Annotated in this window: 13 protein-coding genes, 2 tRNA genes, 1 other RNA gene and 1 pseudogene; 14 read left to right on the plus strand and 3 right to left on the minus strand. The window is 69.0% G+C overall.

What is annotated here, in order from left to right:
* The first annotated feature begins 16 nt into the window (after window positions 1-16).
* Genes V6V89_RS09530 through V6V89_RS09545 form a run of 4 tightly spaced genes read left to right on the plus strand, consistent with a single transcriptional unit; the run spans window position 17 to window position 3,511 of the window.
* Window positions 17-553 (plus strand): hypothetical protein, encoded by a 537-nt coding sequence (locus tag V6V89_RS09530; protein ID WP_334618636.1) that lies wholly within the window; start codon window positions 17-19, stop codon window positions 551-553.
* Entirely contained in the window at window positions 550-1,644 is a 1,095-nt protein-coding gene (locus tag V6V89_RS09535) for a peptidoglycan-binding domain-containing protein (RefSeq protein ID WP_334618637.1), read from the plus strand. The genes V6V89_RS09530 and V6V89_RS09535 overlap by 4 nt, the downstream gene beginning before the upstream one ends.
* On the plus strand, window positions 1,641-2,303 hold the full coding sequence (locus V6V89_RS09540) for an ABC transporter ATP-binding protein (RefSeq protein WP_442935106.1): 663 nt from the start codon (window positions 1,641-1,643) through the stop codon (window positions 2,301-2,303). Before V6V89_RS09535 ends, V6V89_RS09540 begins: the two co-directional genes overlap by 4 nt.
* Entirely contained in the window at window positions 2,300-3,511 is a 1,212-nt protein-coding gene (locus V6V89_RS09545; RefSeq protein WP_334618638.1) for an ABC transporter permease, read from the plus strand. The genes V6V89_RS09540 and V6V89_RS09545 overlap by 4 nt, the downstream gene beginning before the upstream one ends.
* A 229-nt stretch (window positions 3,512-3,740) precedes the next feature.
* On the opposite strand, the gene deoD is transcribed toward V6V89_RS09545, so the two are convergent.
* Complete coding sequence (gene deoD, locus V6V89_RS09550) at window positions 3,741-4,448, minus strand: purine-nucleoside phosphorylase (protein WP_334618639.1); 708 nt, start codon at window positions 4,446-4,448, stop codon at window positions 3,741-3,743.
* A gap of 67 nt (window positions 4,449-4,515) precedes the next feature.
* On the opposite strand from deoD, the gene V6V89_RS09555 reads away from it, so the two are divergent.
* A tRNA-Ser gene (locus V6V89_RS09555) sits at window positions 4,516-4,602 on the plus strand.
* A 138-nt stretch (window positions 4,603-4,740) separates the two neighbouring features.
* Here V6V89_RS09555 and V6V89_RS09560 read toward each other — a convergent pair.
* Window positions 4,741-4,825: transfer RNA gene (locus V6V89_RS09560), tRNA-Ser, on the minus strand.
* Between the two features lie 61 nt (window positions 4,826-4,886).
* Here V6V89_RS09560 and ffs point away from each other — a divergent pair.
* The 9 genes from ffs to V6V89_RS09605 all read left to right on the plus strand — a co-directional run bounded on the left by ffs (window position 4,887) and on the right by V6V89_RS09605 (window position 14,208).
* Window positions 4,887-4,981, plus strand: an RNA gene (gene ffs / locus V6V89_RS09565) — signal recognition particle sRNA small type.
* A gap of 69 nt (window positions 4,982-5,050) precedes the next feature.
* Window positions 5,051-7,141: a DNA polymerase III subunit gamma and tau gene (locus V6V89_RS09570; protein WP_334618640.1), complete on the plus strand. Its 2,091-nt coding sequence runs from the start codon at window positions 5,051-5,053 to the stop codon at window positions 7,139-7,141.
* Between the two features lie 76 nt (window positions 7,142-7,217).
* Window positions 7,218-7,550, plus strand: a complete 333-nt coding sequence (locus V6V89_RS09575; RefSeq protein WP_334618641.1) for a YbaB/EbfC family nucleoid-associated protein — start codon at window positions 7,218-7,220, stop codon at window positions 7,548-7,550.
* A 10-nt stretch (window positions 7,551-7,560) separates the two neighbouring features.
* A complete protein-coding gene (gene recR, locus V6V89_RS09580; protein ID WP_334618643.1) occupies window positions 7,561-8,154 on the plus strand; it encodes a recombination mediator RecR in 594 nt (197 codons plus the stop codon).
* A gap of 239 nt (window positions 8,155-8,393) precedes the next feature.
* The gene (locus V6V89_RS09585; RefSeq protein ID WP_334618644.1) at window positions 8,394-10,058 is read left to right on the plus strand and encodes an ABC transporter substrate-binding protein; all 1,665 of its coding nucleotides are present in this window, start codon (window positions 8,394-8,396) and stop codon (window positions 10,056-10,058) included.
* 87 nt (window positions 10,059-10,145) lie between these two features.
* Window positions 10,146-11,150: an ABC transporter permease gene (locus V6V89_RS09590; protein WP_334618645.1), complete on the plus strand. Its 1,005-nt coding sequence runs from the start codon at window positions 10,146-10,148 to the stop codon at window positions 11,148-11,150.
* A complete protein-coding gene (locus V6V89_RS09595; protein WP_334618646.1) occupies window positions 11,147-12,118 on the plus strand; it encodes an ABC transporter permease in 972 nt (323 codons plus the stop codon). The genes V6V89_RS09590 and V6V89_RS09595 overlap by 4 nt, the downstream gene beginning before the upstream one ends.
* Window positions 12,119-12,121: 3 nt before the next feature.
* The gene (locus tag V6V89_RS09600; protein WP_334618647.1) at window positions 12,122-13,105 is read left to right on the plus strand and encodes an ABC transporter ATP-binding protein; all 984 of its coding nucleotides are present in this window, start codon (window positions 12,122-12,124) and stop codon (window positions 13,103-13,105) included.
* The gene (locus V6V89_RS09605; RefSeq protein ID WP_334618648.1) at window positions 13,102-14,208 is read left to right on the plus strand and encodes an ABC transporter ATP-binding protein; all 1,107 of its coding nucleotides are present in this window, start codon (window positions 13,102-13,104) and stop codon (window positions 14,206-14,208) included. The genes V6V89_RS09600 and V6V89_RS09605 overlap by 4 nt, the downstream gene beginning before the upstream one ends.
* Window positions 14,209-14,217: 9 nt before the next feature.
* Here the strand turns inward: V6V89_RS09605 and V6V89_RS09610 are convergent.
* Window positions 14,218-14,529 (minus strand): annotated as a pseudogene (locus V6V89_RS09610) (hypothetical protein); the annotation flags it as partial.
* Between the last annotated feature and the right edge of the window lie 167 nt (window positions 14,530-14,696).

Here is a 14,696-nt window from a genome sequence, read left to right on the forward strand (position 1 = left end):
CGAAGGAGAGCGATCGATGTTCAGAGTGAAGATCGCCACCGCGCTGCTCGCGCTCGCGGTCGCCGGTTGCGGAAGCCCGACCTCCGGCGACGACGAGATCGCCAGCGCGACCGGTAGCAAGGCGAGCCCGACGGCCAGCGCCAGCCCGGGTACCACCGACCCCGACCAGAACCGGAAGTACGCGCAGTGCATGCGCGACAACGGCATACCCGACTTCCCGGACCCGGACGCGAACGGCCAGATTCCGCGTGGCCAGCTCGACCGGGGCAGCATCAACACCGACACCTGGCGGAAGGCGTTCGACGCCTGCCGGTCGCTGGCGCCGAACGGCGGCGAGCGGCCCGAACTCGACGCGGCACAGCAGGAACAGCTCCGGCAGTGGGCGCAGTGCATGCGCGACAACGGGATCGACGTCCCCGATCCGGAGGCCAACGGCGGCGGTTTCATGTTCGGCGGCCAGTCGCAGATCGACCCGGATGACCCGAAGTTCCGGGCGGCGATGGAGGCGTGCCAGGACAAGTTCACGTTCCGTGGCCCCGGAGGCGGCGCATGAGCGATCAGATACTCCCGGAGGCGCCGCGCCGGCCTCGCCGGCGAAGCCGGCAGACGGCCTTCGGATTCGGCGGCGCGGCGCTGGTGGTCGCTGCCGGCGCCGCGGCGGCCGTCGGCGTCGGCGGGGCGGACGCGCAGGAGCCGGTACGCAGCAGCGCGCCGCCCGCCACCGCGACGGTCACCCGGACGACACTCATCCAGACCGAGACCGTGGAGGGGACGCTTGGGTACGGCGACGCGACGACCGTGAAGGCGCGAGGCAGCGGCGGCACGATCACGTGGCTGCCGGCCACCGGGTCGCGGGTCGCGCGTGGCAAGAAACTGTACGAAGTGGACGAAGACCCGGTCGTGCTGTTGTACGGCTCGGCTCCGCTCTACCGCACGCTCTCGCCCGGCGACACCGGCACCGACGTGTCGCTGCTGGAGAAGAACCTATCCGCTCTCGGATACGACGGGTTCACAGTGGACGACGAGTACACGTCCGCGACCGCCGACGCGGTCTCCGAGTGGCAGGAAGACCTCGGCCTACCCGAGACCGGCACGGTGCCGGTCGAACAGGTCGTCGTGGCCGCCGGCGAGGTGCGGGTCGCCGAGCACAAGCTCGCGAGCGGTGACCCGGCCAACGGGCCCGTGCTCACCTACACCGGCACCACCCGGCTCGTTACCGTCGACCTGGAGGTCGACAAGCAGCAACTGGTCAAGAAGGGAGTCGCGGCGACCGTCGAACTGCCCGCCGGCACCAGCGTGGCCGGCACGGTGTCGAGCGTCGGCACCGTCGCCACCACGACAGGCGGCGACAACGACCAGGTCACCACGATCGACGTCACCGTGACCGTGAAGGACCAGAAGGCGCTCGGCACGCTCGACGCGGCCCCGGTCGACGTGATCCTCCAGTCCAACCAGCGCAAGGACGTCCTCGCCGTACCGGTCAGCGCGCTCGTCGCGCTCGCCGAGGGCGGGTACGGCGTGCAGGTCGTCGAGGGCGACACCAGCCGGTACGTGGCGGTGGAGACCGGGATGTTCGCCGGGGGGAAGGTCGAGATCTCCGGTGCCGGCATCGCCGACGGTGCGGTGGTTGGAGTACCGAAATGATCGTCGCCCTTGAGCACGTGTCCAAGGTGTACCCGGGCGGCGTCGCCGCGTTGAGCCGCGTCTCGATGCGGATCGCGCACGGCGAACTGGTCGGCATCGTCGGCCCGTCAGGATCCGGGAAATCCACCATGCTGCACCTGATCGGCACGCTCGACCGGCCATCGTCCGGGTCCGTGCTGATCGACGGGTACGACGTCGCCGAGCTGTCCGACCGGGAGCTGTCCGCTCTGCGGGCCCGCACCATCGGGTTCGTCTTCCAGCAGTTCCACCTGGCTGCTGGCGTATCCGCGCTCGACAACGTGGCCGACGGCCTGCTGTACGCCGGCGTCGCCCTCGCCGAGCGGCGCCGGCGGGCCCTGGCGGCCCTGGAGCGGGTGGGGCTCGGGCACCGGGTCGACCACGAGCCGCACGAGATGTCCGGCGGCGAACGGCAGCGGGTGGCCATCGCGCGGGCGGTCGTCGGCGACCCGCCATTGCTGCTCGCCGACGAGCCGACAGGCAACCTCGACTCGGCCTCCGGCGGTGCCGTGCTTGCACTGCTACGCGAGCTGCACGCCGCCGGTACGACGATCGTGGTCATCACCCACGACCGTGATATCGCCGCGTCGCTGCCCCGGCAGGTCGAGATGCGCGACGGTCAGGTGGTGGTGCGACGGTGATCGACCTTTCCCGTCCGCCGCTCACGCCGGCCCGCCTTACCCCCCGCGACGTGGTGCGGGTCGGCGGGGCGGGACTGCGCAGCCGCCCGCTGCGGGTGTTCCTCTCCGCCCTCGGCATCGCGATCGGCATCGCCGCGATGGTCGCCGTGGTTGGCATCTCCACCTCGTCCCGAGCGGAACTCGACCGCACCCTCGAACGGCTCGGCACCAACCTGCTGACGGTCGGCCCCGGCCAGAGCTTCTTCGGCGAAGACAGCCACCTGCCCACCGAAGCGGTCGGCATGATCGGGCGCATCGGGCCGGTCGAGTCGGTCAGCGCCACCGGAAACGTGGACGCCAAGGTGTACCGCAACGAGCACATCCCGACCAGCCAGTCCGGCGGAATCGGGGTACGCGCCGCGCGCACTGACCTGCCCGCCACCGTCGGCGCCACCATCGCCAGCGGCACCTGGCTCAACGAGGCCACCGCCGAGTATCCAGCCGTGGTCCTCGGCTCGGTGGCCGCCGACCGGCTCGGCGTCAGCCTTGCCGGCCCCGAGGTCCAGGTCTGGCTCGGCGGTCAATGGTTCACCGTCGTCGGCATCCTGCATCCTGTGCCACTGGCCGAAGAGCTCGACACCGCCGCGCTCATCGGCTGGCCCGTCGCCGGGGCGCTGCTGGGCTTCGACGGATACGCCACGACCGTCTACACCCGGGCCGCGGAGACCTCCGTCGAGGCGGTTCAGGCGGTACTGGCCGCCACGGCGAACCCCGAGAGCCCCAACGAAGTCCAGGTGTCCCGCCCCTCGGACGCGCTGGCCGCCAAGCAGGCGACCGACGAAACCCTGGGCGGGCTGCTGCTCGGCCTGGGAGCGGTCGCGCTGCTGGTCGGCGGCGTCGGCGTCGCCAACACCATGGTCATCTCGGTGCTGGAGCGCCGGCCGGAGATCGGTCTGCGGCGCTCGCTCGGGGCGACGCGAGGCCAGATACGCGTGCAGTTCCTGGCCGAGTCACTGTTGCTGTCCGCGCTCGGCGGCCTGGGCGGCGTGTTGCTGGGGATAGGCGTCACGGCTGTATACGCGTCAACCCAGCACTGGCCGACGGTCGTGCCGGTATGGGCCATGGCCGGCGGCGTGGCGGCGACGCTGCTGATCGGCGCTTTGGCCGGTTTGTACCCGGCCCTCCGCGCCGCCCGCCTGTCCCCAACGGAAGCCTTGTCCTCCCCCTAAACCCGCCCTGGCCCGCGCCGCTGGGCCCGCGCCGCTGGGGGCTGGCTTCCGTCGATCAAGGGCAAATGCACGTGGTTGGATCTCTTTTCCACGTGCGTTTGCCCTTGATCGGTGCAGATCTCCTCGATCGATGAGCCGGTCGGCGCCGACCGCGGGCCTGGCCCGGCGGTTGGTTGTGCACACCCCTGTGGATAAGGGTGTACAGGCTGTGGATAACCTGCGCCAGGGGTTAGGCGATCACTGTGTCGAGGGCGATCTCGACCATCTGGCCGAAGGTCTGCTCCCGCTCCTGCGCCGTCGTGTGCTCGCCGGTCTTGATGTGGTCGCTGACCGTCAGAATGGTGAGAGCGCGCGCCTTGAACCGAGCCGCGATCGTGTACAGCGCCGCCGACTCCATCTCCACCGCCAGCACGCCATAGTCGGCCAGAGTGTCGTACAGGTCGGGCCGGTCCGTGTAGAACGCGTCCGCCGCCAGGATCGGGCCGACGTGCATCGGGATGCCCCGCGACTCGGCCACCTCCACCGACTTCCGCAACAGCCCGAAGTCCGCCACCGGCGCGTAGTCGATCAGCCCGTCGAACCGCATCCGGTTCATGTTCGAATCGGTCGAAGACCCGATCGCCGCGATCACGTCTCGCAGCTTGATCGACTCGCTGAGCGCCCCGCACGACCCGACCCGGATCAGCGTCTTCACCCCGTAGTCGTTGATCAGCTCGTGGCTGTAGATCGACGCCGACGGCATGCCCATGCCGGTGCCCTGCACCGAGACCCGCACCCCGTGGTACGTCCCGGTGAAGCCGAACATATTGCGCACCGTCGAGTAGCACTTGGCGTCCTCGAGGTAGGTCTCCGCGATCCACTTCGCCCGAAGGGGGTCACCCGGCAGCAGGACCCTGTCGGCGATCTCGCCCGGCTGGGCGCCGATGTGCGTGCTCATGGGCTCGATCCTGCCAGGCGGCATACCGCCACGACCGCGCCCCCGGCGGTCGGGTACCCTACTCGGCGGTGGTGTGTCCGAGTGGCCTAAGGAGCACGCCTCGAAAGCGTGTGAGGGTGCAAGCCCTCCGCGGGTTCAAATCCCGCCGCCACCGCTCGCTGTGACCAGAAACGCCCGGGGTTCGCCCCGGGCGTTCTTCTGTGTCCACAGGTTGTGGATAGCACATGTGTACGAGAGGATGAGGCGGCGACGGCCCGGCTCCACGGGGGAGCCGGGCCGTCGCCCTGCTGAGCGGAGGATACGAGATTCGAACTCGTGAGGGGTCTCCCCCAACACGCTTTCCAAGCGTGCGCCCTAGGCCTCTAGGCGAATCCTCCGCGGGACACGATACAGGTACGCCCGGCGGGGTATGCGACAGGAGCTACCGGTACAGTAGGTGGCGCCCCTCGTGCGGCGTACACCTCGTGAACCTCCCCAGGGCCGGAAGGCAGCAAGGATAAGCGGGCTCTGACGGGTGCACGGGGGGCCTCTTTGTGTCACACCCCGGTGGCAACGTGCCGAGCAGCCGAGGAGAATGGCGCGGTCGAGAGGAGGCGGCGAGAGTGGCACTGGCGCTCTACCGCAAGTACCGGCCCCGCACGTTTGCCGAGGTCATCGGCCAGGAGCACGTCACTGAGCCGCTGTCGCAGGCGCTGCGCAGCGGCCGGTTGAACCATGCCTACCTCTTCTCGGGCCCGCGTGGCTGCGGCAAGACGAGCAGCGCCCGCATCCTGGCCCGCTCGCTCAACTGTGAGCAGGGGCCGACGCCCGAGCCGTGCGGCAAGTGTGACTCGTGCAAGTCGTTGGCGACCGACGGCGCCGGCTCGATCGACGTCATCGAGATCGACGCGGCCAGCCATGGTGGTGTCGATGATGCCCGTGAGCTGCGGGAGCGGGCGTTCTTCGCGCCAGCCACCAGTCGATACAAAATCTATGTCATCGACGAGGCGCACATGGTCTCGTCGGCGGGCTTCAACGCGCTGCTCAAGCTGGTCGAGGAGCCGCCCGACTACGTCAAGTTCATCTTCGCGACCACCGAGCCGGAGAAGGTGCTCGGCACGATCAAGTCGCGCACGCACCATTACCCCTTCCGGCTGATTCCGCCCGGGGTGCTCCGGCCATACCTGGAGCAGCTCTGTTCGGCCGAGGGGGCCAAGGTTGAGTCGGCGGTGTTCCCGCTGGTGGTGCGTGCCGGTGGGGGCAGTGCGCGAGACTCGCTGTCGGTGCTCGACCAGCTCATCGCGGGTGCTGGCCCGGAGGGAGTCACCTACGCGCGGGCGGTGTCGCTGCTGGGCGTCACGGATGTGGCGCTGATCGACGAGATGTGCGACGCGCTGGCTGCCGGCGACGGCGCGGCGGCGTACGCGACGATCGACCGGGTGGCCGAGGCTGGCCATGATTCGCGGCGGTTCGCGTCGGATCTGCTTGAGCGGCTGCGTGATCTGATCGTCCTGCAGCAGGTGCCTGACGCGGTGTCCAAGGGTCTGATCGACGGGCCGTCCGACCAGGTGGAGCGGATGGTGGGCCAGTCGCAGCGGCTGGGGCAGGCGACCCTCTCGCGTTGCGCCGACATTGTCCACAATGGCCTGGTCGAGATGCGCGGCACGACCGCGCCGCGGCTGCTGCTGGAGCTCATCACCGCCCGCATGTTGCTGCCGGGTGCCGATCCGGGCGGCGGCGCGCTCCTCCAACGGCTGGAGATCATGGAGCGCCGGCTCGCGGCGGGCGGCGAATCACCTGTACCGATGGCGACCCCACCCCCACCGCCTCCACCGTCGCGACCGGCGGTGCCGGAGCCGGAGCCGGCAGCGGAGCTACCGGCCGCCGCCCCCGCCCCGGAAGCGCCGCGCCGCACCCCGCCTCAGGAAGCGGTCATGCCTGACCCGGCCACGCCGGAGCCCGAGCGGCCCGGCAGCAGCCCTCCTGGCCAGCTCGACGCCGCCGCGCTCCGGCGGTCGTGGAGCGACGTGCTCGACATGGTCAACCACCGCAACAAGCGGATCGCGGCCTTGCTCCGCAACGCGACCGTGCGCGACCTCGACGGCGGCGCGGTGGTGCTGACCTTCCAGTACCCGGTGCACGCGCAGATGGTGTCCAAGGAAGCGGCGGTGCTCGCCGACGCGGCGTACGAGGTTTTCGGCGAGCGGTGGGAGTTCCGCTGCGAGGTCTCCGGCGACCAGCGCGCCCCCGCACCGACGTCGGCGCCGCCCGCGAAGCCCCCAGCGCCGCCCGCGAGAAAAGCAGCACCCGCGCCTGCCCAGAAGCCTCAGGCGAGCCCTGCCATGGCAAGGGAAGACGATTGGCCGGAGCCGGCACGCCTTGGCGGGTCAGCGGCGTCCCCGCCGGCCCCGCCGGCCCAGCCCAAGGCACCCATGGCCGCCGCACCGCAGAAGGCGCCGAAGTCGGCCGTCAAGACGGCCGACAGCGACTGGGCGGGCGAGCCGCCCTGGGATCCTGACTACGACGGTCCCGCCGGAAAGCAGCAGGCAACGGCCGCCGCGGCTGCCAACGCCACCGTCTACGAAGGATTCGATCCGGGAGACGAGCCGACCGACGAGGTGGTCGACGAGCGCACCGCTCGCCAGAGCAGCGAGCAGCAGGCGATGCAGCTGCTGCAGCAGACGTTCGGCGCGGAGAAGATCGGCGAGGTCTAGGGCGGCCTGGCCTGAACGGCGGAATCCGCGGCCGAGACTAGGCTGGGCAGCGGTAACGGATACGGAGGAGACGGCGATGCGCCCCGGTGGACAGCCCAACCTGCAACAGCTCATGAAGCAGGCGCAGAAAATGCAGCAGCAGCTCGCCGAGGCACAGGCCGAGCTGGCCGAGGCCGAGGTGACCGGCACGGCCGGGGGTGGCCTGGTCACGGTGACGATCTCCGGCTCCGGTGAGGTCAAGTCCGTGAAGATCGACCCGAAGGCGGTCGACCCGGACGACGTCGAGACCCTCGAAGACCTGGTGCTGGCGGCGGTGCACAACGCGAACGACGGGGTGCGCAAGCTGACCGAGGAGAAGATGGGTCCGGTCACCGGTGGCATGGGCGGCCTCGGCCTGCCTGGTTTCTGAGCGACCCTCGATGTACGAAGGGGCGATCCAGGATCTGATCGACGAGCTGGGTCGGCTGCCGGGCGTGGGCCCGAAGAGCGCTCAGCGGATCGCATTCCACATCCTCTCCGCCGACCCGGCCGACGTGGCCCGGTTGGCCACTGCGCTGCGCAAGGTCAAGGAGCTGGTGCGGTTCTGCGCGATCTGCCACAACGTGGCCGAGTCGGAGCAGTGCCGCATCTGCCGGGACCCGCGCCGCAGCGGCGAGGTGCTGTGCGTGGTCGAGGAGCCCAAGGACGTGGTGGCGATCGAGCGCACCGGCGAGTTCCGGGGGCGCTACCACGTGCTCGGCGGGGCGATCAATCCGTTGGAGGGCGTCGGGCCTGACAACCTGCGCATTCGCGAGCTGATGGTTCGGCTCGGCGAGGGCACGGTGAAGGAGCTGATCCTCGCCACCGACCCCAATACCGAGGGTGAGGCGACGGCGACGTACATCGCGTTGATGGTCAAGCCGATGGGGATCTCGGTGACGCGGTTGGCGAGCGGTCTTCCGGTGGGCGGCGACCTCGAGTACGCCGACGAGATAACGCTCGGCAGGGCCTTCGAAGGGCGGCGGGCGGTCTGACAGACCCGCCGTGAAACGCGCTTTTCATGTAACAACTTGGCATCGACTAAATCTGGACAAACGACCCGTTTGACCTCGTCCGCACGCACGACTGATCGTGGACGGTGGCGACTAGGACACGATCCGGTACCAACCCCTTATCGGCCCGTTTCCGGCCAGTAAGAGGGGCAGATAAGGTCTCGCCACAGGTGACCTCTGTCACCGCGGATGTCCGTACCCACAGGACGAGGTGAAGCACCATGCGTGCATCAAGGCCGAAGGTCGCTATCGCGGCCGTTGCGGTCGCCACACTTGCGGTAGCCGGCTGCGCCGAAAGCGAGCGTGACGGGGGTTCTGGCCAGAGCACCAAGGACACGTTGGTCTTCGGTGTGGCTGGTGACCCCAAGGTGCTCGACCCCAGCCTCGCCAGCGACGGCGAGTCGCTGCGCGTGGCGCGGCAGGTCTTCGAGACCCTGGTGCGCCCCGAGGAGGGCGGCACGAAGGTCTCGCCCGGCCTGGCCGAGAGCTGGACGCCCGACTCCACCGGCACGATCTGGACGTTCAAGCTGCGTTCCGGTGTGAAGTTCCACGACGGCACGGAGTTCAACGCCGAGGCTGTCTGCGTGAACTTCAACCGCTGGTACAACTCCACGGGCCTGATGCAGAGCCCGGACGTCACGGCGTACTGGCAGGACATCATGGGCGGCTTCGCCAAGAACGAAGACGCCGAACTGCCGCCGAGCCTGTTCAAGTCGTGCACGGCGAAGGATGCGACCACCGTCGACTTGGCGTTCACCCGGGTCTCCAGCAAGATCCCGGCCGCTCTGATGCTGCCGTCGTTCTCGATGCACAGCCCGAAGGCCCTGGAGCAGTACCAGGCCAGCAACGTCACGGGCAGCGCCGACGACATCAAGTACCCCACGTACGCGATGGAGCACCCGACGGGTACGGGTCCGTTCAAGTTCAAGTCCTGGAACGTGGCGGACAAGACGCTGACGATCGAGCGTAACGACGACTACTGGGGCGACAAGGCCAAGCTGAAGACGCTCGTCTTCCGCACGATCTCCGACGAGAACGCCCGCAAGCAGGCGCTGCGTTCCGGTGACATCCAGGGGTACGACCTGGTCGGTCCGGCTGACGTCGAGCCGCTCAAGGGCGAGGGCTTCAACGTGCTGACCCGCCCGGCGTTCAACATCCTCTACCTGGCGATCAACCAGAAGGGGAACCCGAAGCTGGCCGACGTCAGGGTCCGGCAGGCGATCGCGTACGCGCTGAACCGCAAGGCTCTCGTCGACTCCAAGCTCCCGCCGGGCGCCGAGGTGGCCACCCAGTTCATGCCATCCACGGTGGAGGGCTGGAACGACTCGGTCACCAAGTACGACTACGACGTCGAGAAGGCCAAGTCGCTGCTGGCCGAGGCGGGCGCGACGAACCTGACCCTGAGGTTCTTCTACCCGACCGAGGTCACCCGGCCGTACATGCCGAGCCCGAAGGACCTCTTCGAGCTGATGGCGGCGGACCTGCAGGCGGTCGGCATCAAGCTGCAGACCCAGGGTCTGAAGTGGAGCCCGGACTACCTGAACGCCGCGACCTCCGGCAGCGCGCACGATCTGCACATGCTCGGCTGGACCGGTGACTACGGCGACGGCTACAACTTCATCGGTACGTTCTTCGACCGGCCCAAGGACGAATGGGGCTTCACCAACCAGGCCCTGTTCGAGAAGTTCAAGAAGGCGGACAGCACGGCCGACCTGGCGGCTCGGACGGCGCTCTACAAGGAGCTCAACGCCGACATCATGAACTTCCTGCCCGGTGTGCCGATCTCGCACTCTCCTCCGGCTCTTGTCCTCGGTAAGGACGTGACCGGCGTGGTGGCCAGCCCGTTGACTGACGAGCGGTACTCCAAGGCCGAGTTCAAGTCCTGAAACATATAGATAGTTAGGAACGCGCGGGCGGGTGTCCACGATCTGGGCACCCGCCCACGCGGCCCTCCAACATCCGCCGAGGCGCCCGTGTTCCGATTCATCGTCCGCCGTCTGTTACAGCTGATTCCCACACTGTTCGGGCTGTCCCTCCTTCTGTTCATCTGGCTACACCGCCTGCCGGGCGGCCCCGAGACAGCCATCCTGGGCGAGCGGGGCACGCCCGAGATGCGCGCCCAGATCCGGCGGAACCTCGGTCTCGACGAGCCGCTGTTGATCCAGTACGGGCGCTTCATGAAGCGTCTTCTCCAGCTCGACCTGGGCACCTCGATCTCCACGAAGCGTGAAGTGACGACCGAGTTCCTGCAGCGCTTCCCAGGCACGGTCGAACTGACCATCACCGCGATGGTGATCGCGATCGGCGTCGGCATCCCGCTCGGCTATCTGGCGGCCCGCCGCAACGGTTCGATGCTCGACCACGCCTCGGTGGGTGGATCGCTGCTCGGCACCTGCATCCCGATCTTCTTCCTGGCGTACGTGCTGAAGGCGATCTTCGCCGAGCGGCTCGGCTGGTTCCCGGCCATCGGGCGGCAGGACTCCGGCATCGGCGCCACCCACGTCACGAACTTCTTCGTGCTCGACGGGCTGATAACCCGGGAGTGGGACGCCGCCGCCGACGCCATCTGGCATCTGATCCTGCCAGGCCTGGCGTTGGCCAGCATCCCGTTCGCGATCATCGTGCGGATCACCCGAGCCAGTGTCCTGGAGGTGCTCGGCGAAGACTTCGTGCGCACCGCCGAAGCGAAAGGCCTGACCGAGCGAGTGGTACGCCGACGGCATGTGCTGCGCAACGCGATGCTGCCGGTCGCCACCTCGATCGGTTTGCTCACCGGGCTGTTGCTGTCCGGCGCGGTGCTCACCGAAACGGTGTTCGGCTTCAGCGGGATCGGCTTGTTCCTCTACGAGGCCATCAGCAACCGGGACTATCCCGTGCTGCAGGGCTTCATCCTGCTCATTGCGGTGATCTTCACGCTCGTGAACCTGGCCGTCGACGTGTCGTACAGCCTGATCGACCCGAGGGTGAGGGTGCGATGACGCTGGCACCAGGACAGAAGAAGGACAAGCTGGACCGGCTGGCCGAGCTGGCCGCCGTCCGCGACGACGAGCAGGGCGTCAGCCTGTGGCGCGACGCGTTCCGCCGCCTGCGGCGCAACCCCGCCGCCATCGTGGGCGCGGTGATCCTGGCCCTGTTCGTCCTCGTCGCCATCGTCGGGCCGTTCCTCGTTCCGTACGACCCGGCCGCACCCATCGGCGTTCAGGACGGCGTCGTCAGGTCCGGTTCCGGGATCATCCCCGGGCCGTCGAGTGACCACTGGCTCGGGTACGACCACCAGGGGCGTGACGAGTTCAGTCGGCTGATCGCGGGTTCGCGGCAGACGCTCATCGTCGGCGTCGTCTCCACCGTCATCGGGTTGACGGTCGGCGTGCTGCTGGGCGGGATCTCCGGCGCGGCCGCCGGACTAGGCGGCCGGCGGGGGCGCTGGGTCGACAACGTGCTGATGCGGTTCGTCGACATGCTCCTGTCGGTGCCCAGCCTGCTGCTCGCGGTGAGCATCGCGGCGATCCTCGGCCCGAGCCCGATCACCGTCATGATCGCCGTCGGCGCGGTGTCGGTGCCGATCTTCGCGCGACTGCTGCGCGGCTCGATGATCGCGCAGTCCAACCGCGACTACGTACTCGCGGCGACCTCGCTCGGGGTACGCCGCGGCAAGATAGCGATCAGTCACGTCATCCCGAACTCGCTTGCGCCGGTGATCGTCCAGGCCACCCTGACGCTGGCGACCGCGATCATCGAGGTCGCGGCGCTCTCCTTCCTGGGGCTTGGCACCCAGGTGCTCGGGCAGCCGGAGTGGGGCCTCATGCTGGCCGAGGCGCAGCGCTATCTCGGCGTCCGCCCAGCGCTCGCGATCTATCCGGCGGTGGCCATCATCATCACCGCGTTCGGCTTCACGTTGCTCGGCGAGGCGATGCGCGAGGCCCTCGATCCCAAGTTGAGGAAGTAAGCGATGCCGCTTCTTGATGTCGAGGACCTAAGTGTCACGTTCTCGAGGCGTGGCCAGCGCACCGTGCGTGCGGTTGACGGCGTGTCGTTCGCCGTGGACGCCGGCGAGGTTGTCGCCCTGGTCGGAGAGTCCGGCTGTGGCAAGAGCGTCACGTCGCTTGCCCTGATGGGACTGCTGCCCCGGCGCGGCGCGCACGTCGGCGGCTCTGCGGACTTCGACGGCACCGACCTGCTCGCCCTGGATCAGCGATCCATGCGCGACATCCGCGGCAAGGACGTCGCGATGATCTTCCAGGACCCGCTCTCCTCGCTGAACCCGGTGATCCCGGTCGGCATACAGGTGACCGAGGTACTGGTGCGGCACCGGGGGATGAGCGGCGACGCGGCCAGGAAGGAAGCGGCGCAGCTGCTCGATCGGGTCGGCATCCCGGACCCGCGGCGCCGGCTGAAGGAGTACCCCCATCAGCTTTCCGGTGGCATGCGGCAGCGCGTGCTGATCGCGATCGCCGTGGCCTGCCAGCCACGGCTGTTGATCGCGGACGAGCCCACGACGGCGCTCGACGTGACCATCCAGGCTCAGATCCTCGAGCTGCTCAAGGACTTGGTACGGGACTCCGGCACCGCCCTCATCATGATCACTCACGATCTCGGTGTGGTGGCAGGCATGTGCGACACGATCAACGTGCTCTACGCCGGAAAGGTCGTCGAGTCGGCTCGCCGCAAGGAACTCTTCGCGGCACCGCGCCACCCGTACACGGTGGGTTTGCTCCGCTCGATCCCGCGCCTCGACGTGGGGCGCGGCGAAAAGCTGACGCCGATCCCCGGCTCGGTCCGCGACGTGCTGCCGTGGTCGGAAGGCTGCGCCTTCGCACCCCGGTGCGATCGCCAGATCGAAGCCTGCGTTGGGGAACCGCCCGCGATGGTGCCGACCCACACGGGTCACTCGTACCGCTGCGTCAACCCGGTGAGCCCCGAGGAGAAGCCGTGACTGAGCCAACTGGGCCGCTGGTGGAGGTCCACGACCTCAAGGTCCATTTCCCGATCAGCCGGGGCATCATCTTCGACCGGGTGGTCGGGTACGTCAAGGCCGTCGACGGCGTCGACCTCGCCGTGCCGCGTGGTCAGACGTATGGGCTGGTGGGCGAGTCCGGGTGCGGCAAGTCGACGCTTGGCCGAGCGATTCTGCAGCTCGCGCCCCCGACGTCGGGCGAGGTGCGCTTCGACGGCGTCGAGCTGACAAAGCTGCCGCCGAACAGGATGCGCGAGATGCGCCGCAGGATGCAGATGATCTTTCAGGATCCGATGTCCAGCCTGGACCCGCGGCAGAACGTCGAGTCGATCCTCACGGAGGGCCTGCAGGCGCACGGCATCGGCGCCAACCGCACCGAGCGGCGAAAGATCATCAACAAGACGCTGGACGCGGTGGGGCTGCCGCGGTGGGCGCTGTCCCGGTACCCGCATGAGTTCTCCGGTGGGCAGCGGCAGCGCATCGGCATCGCGCGGGCACTGGTGCTGGGGCCCGAGCTGATCGTGGCCGACGAGCCCGTCTCCGCGCTCGACGTGTCGATCCAGGCGCAGGTCATCAACCTGCTCGACGAGCTTCAAGAAGAGCTGGGCCTGACCTACCTGGTGATCGCGCACGACCTCGCAGTGGTGCGGCACATCTCCGACACCGTCGGCGTCATGTATCTCGGTGCGCTCGTCGAGGAGGCGCCCAGCGACCGGCTGTACCGGGAGCCGCTGCACCCGTACACGCGGGCGTTGATGTCGGCGGTGCCGGTGCCCGACCCGGAGGTGGAAGACCACCGCGAACGCATCCTGCTGGCCGGCGACCTGCCCTCACCGGCGAACCCGCCGCCGGGGTGCCGCTTTCACACCCGGTGCCCGTGGGCGCAGCCGACCCGCTGTGCCGACGAGCGGCCGGTGCTGCGCGACGTCGGCGGCACACGGGTGGCGTGCCACTGGGCCGAGCAGATCCAGTCCGGCGAGCTACGCCCGCACGACGTGCGCGTCGAGCTGGTCCGGCCAGCTGACGAGGGCGAGACGCCCGGCGTGGTGTCGGCGCCGAGCGAGCCCGGATCGTACGTCTAGCGGGGGGCTCTAGCCCTCGGGACGGTTGAGCAGGCCGACCGCGATCGCGTGTACCGCGGCGAGGTCGGCCTCGTCTTTCAACGTCGCACGGCCGCCGGTCACCACGTACCACTCGTCCGCGTCCTTGTACTGGACACGGAGGGTGACCTGCCCCTCGGACAGCTCGGTGCGCAGCGTCAGCTCGCCGGTGACGACCCCGACCTCGTCGGTCATCACACCGCCGGGACCTGCGGTGATGTCGCTGGTCTGTTCGGTCATGCGCCGCCTCCCGCAGCCGCCACCAAGCGCAGGGAGCTGTGAGGGTGCGCCGCCCGCAGCAGCCACAAAGCGGAGGGAGCGCAGCGACCGCAGCGACTGGCGGCTACAGGGCGGATTCCAGCGCCCGAGCCGCCCGCGCGCAGCGCGGGCCAGGATTGCAGCGACCAGAGCGACTGGCGGCTACAGGGAGGCACAAAAGGCGCATGACCCGCGCGAGCGGAGCGAGCGCC

The organism is Micromonospora sp. CPCC 206061, assembly GCF_036906915.1.
GTDB lineage: Bacteria > Actinomycetota > Actinomycetes > Mycobacteriales > Micromonosporaceae > Phytohabitans.

Coding starts and splice junctions, on each gene's coding strand:
- V6V89_RS09530 (WP_334618636.1), top strand. CDS start 17: ATGTTCAGAGTGAAGATCGCCACCGCGCTGCTCGCGCTCGCGGTCGCC.
- V6V89_RS09535 (WP_334618637.1), top strand. CDS start 550: ATGAGCGATCAGATACTCCCGGAGGCGCCGCGCCGGCCTCGCCGGCGA.
- V6V89_RS09540 (WP_442935106.1), top strand. CDS start 1,641: ATGATCGTCGCCCTTGAGCACGTGTCCAAGGTGTACCCGGGCGGCGTC.
- deoD (WP_334618639.1), bottom strand. CDS start 4,448: ATGAGCACGCACATCGGCGCCCAGCCGGGCGAGATCGCCGACAGGGTC.
- V6V89_RS09575 (WP_334618641.1), top strand. CDS start 7,218: ATGCGCCCCGGTGGACAGCCCAACCTGCAACAGCTCATGAAGCAGGCG.
- recR (WP_334618643.1), top strand. CDS start 7,561: ATGTACGAAGGGGCGATCCAGGATCTGATCGACGAGCTGGGTCGGCTG.
- V6V89_RS09585 (WP_334618644.1), top strand. CDS start 8,394: ATGCGTGCATCAAGGCCGAAGGTCGCTATCGCGGCCGTTGCGGTCGCC.
- V6V89_RS09595 (WP_334618646.1), top strand. CDS start 11,147: ATGACGCTGGCACCAGGACAGAAGAAGGACAAGCTGGACCGGCTGGCC.
- V6V89_RS09600 (WP_334618647.1), top strand. CDS start 12,122: ATGCCGCTTCTTGATGTCGAGGACCTAAGTGTCACGTTCTCGAGGCGT.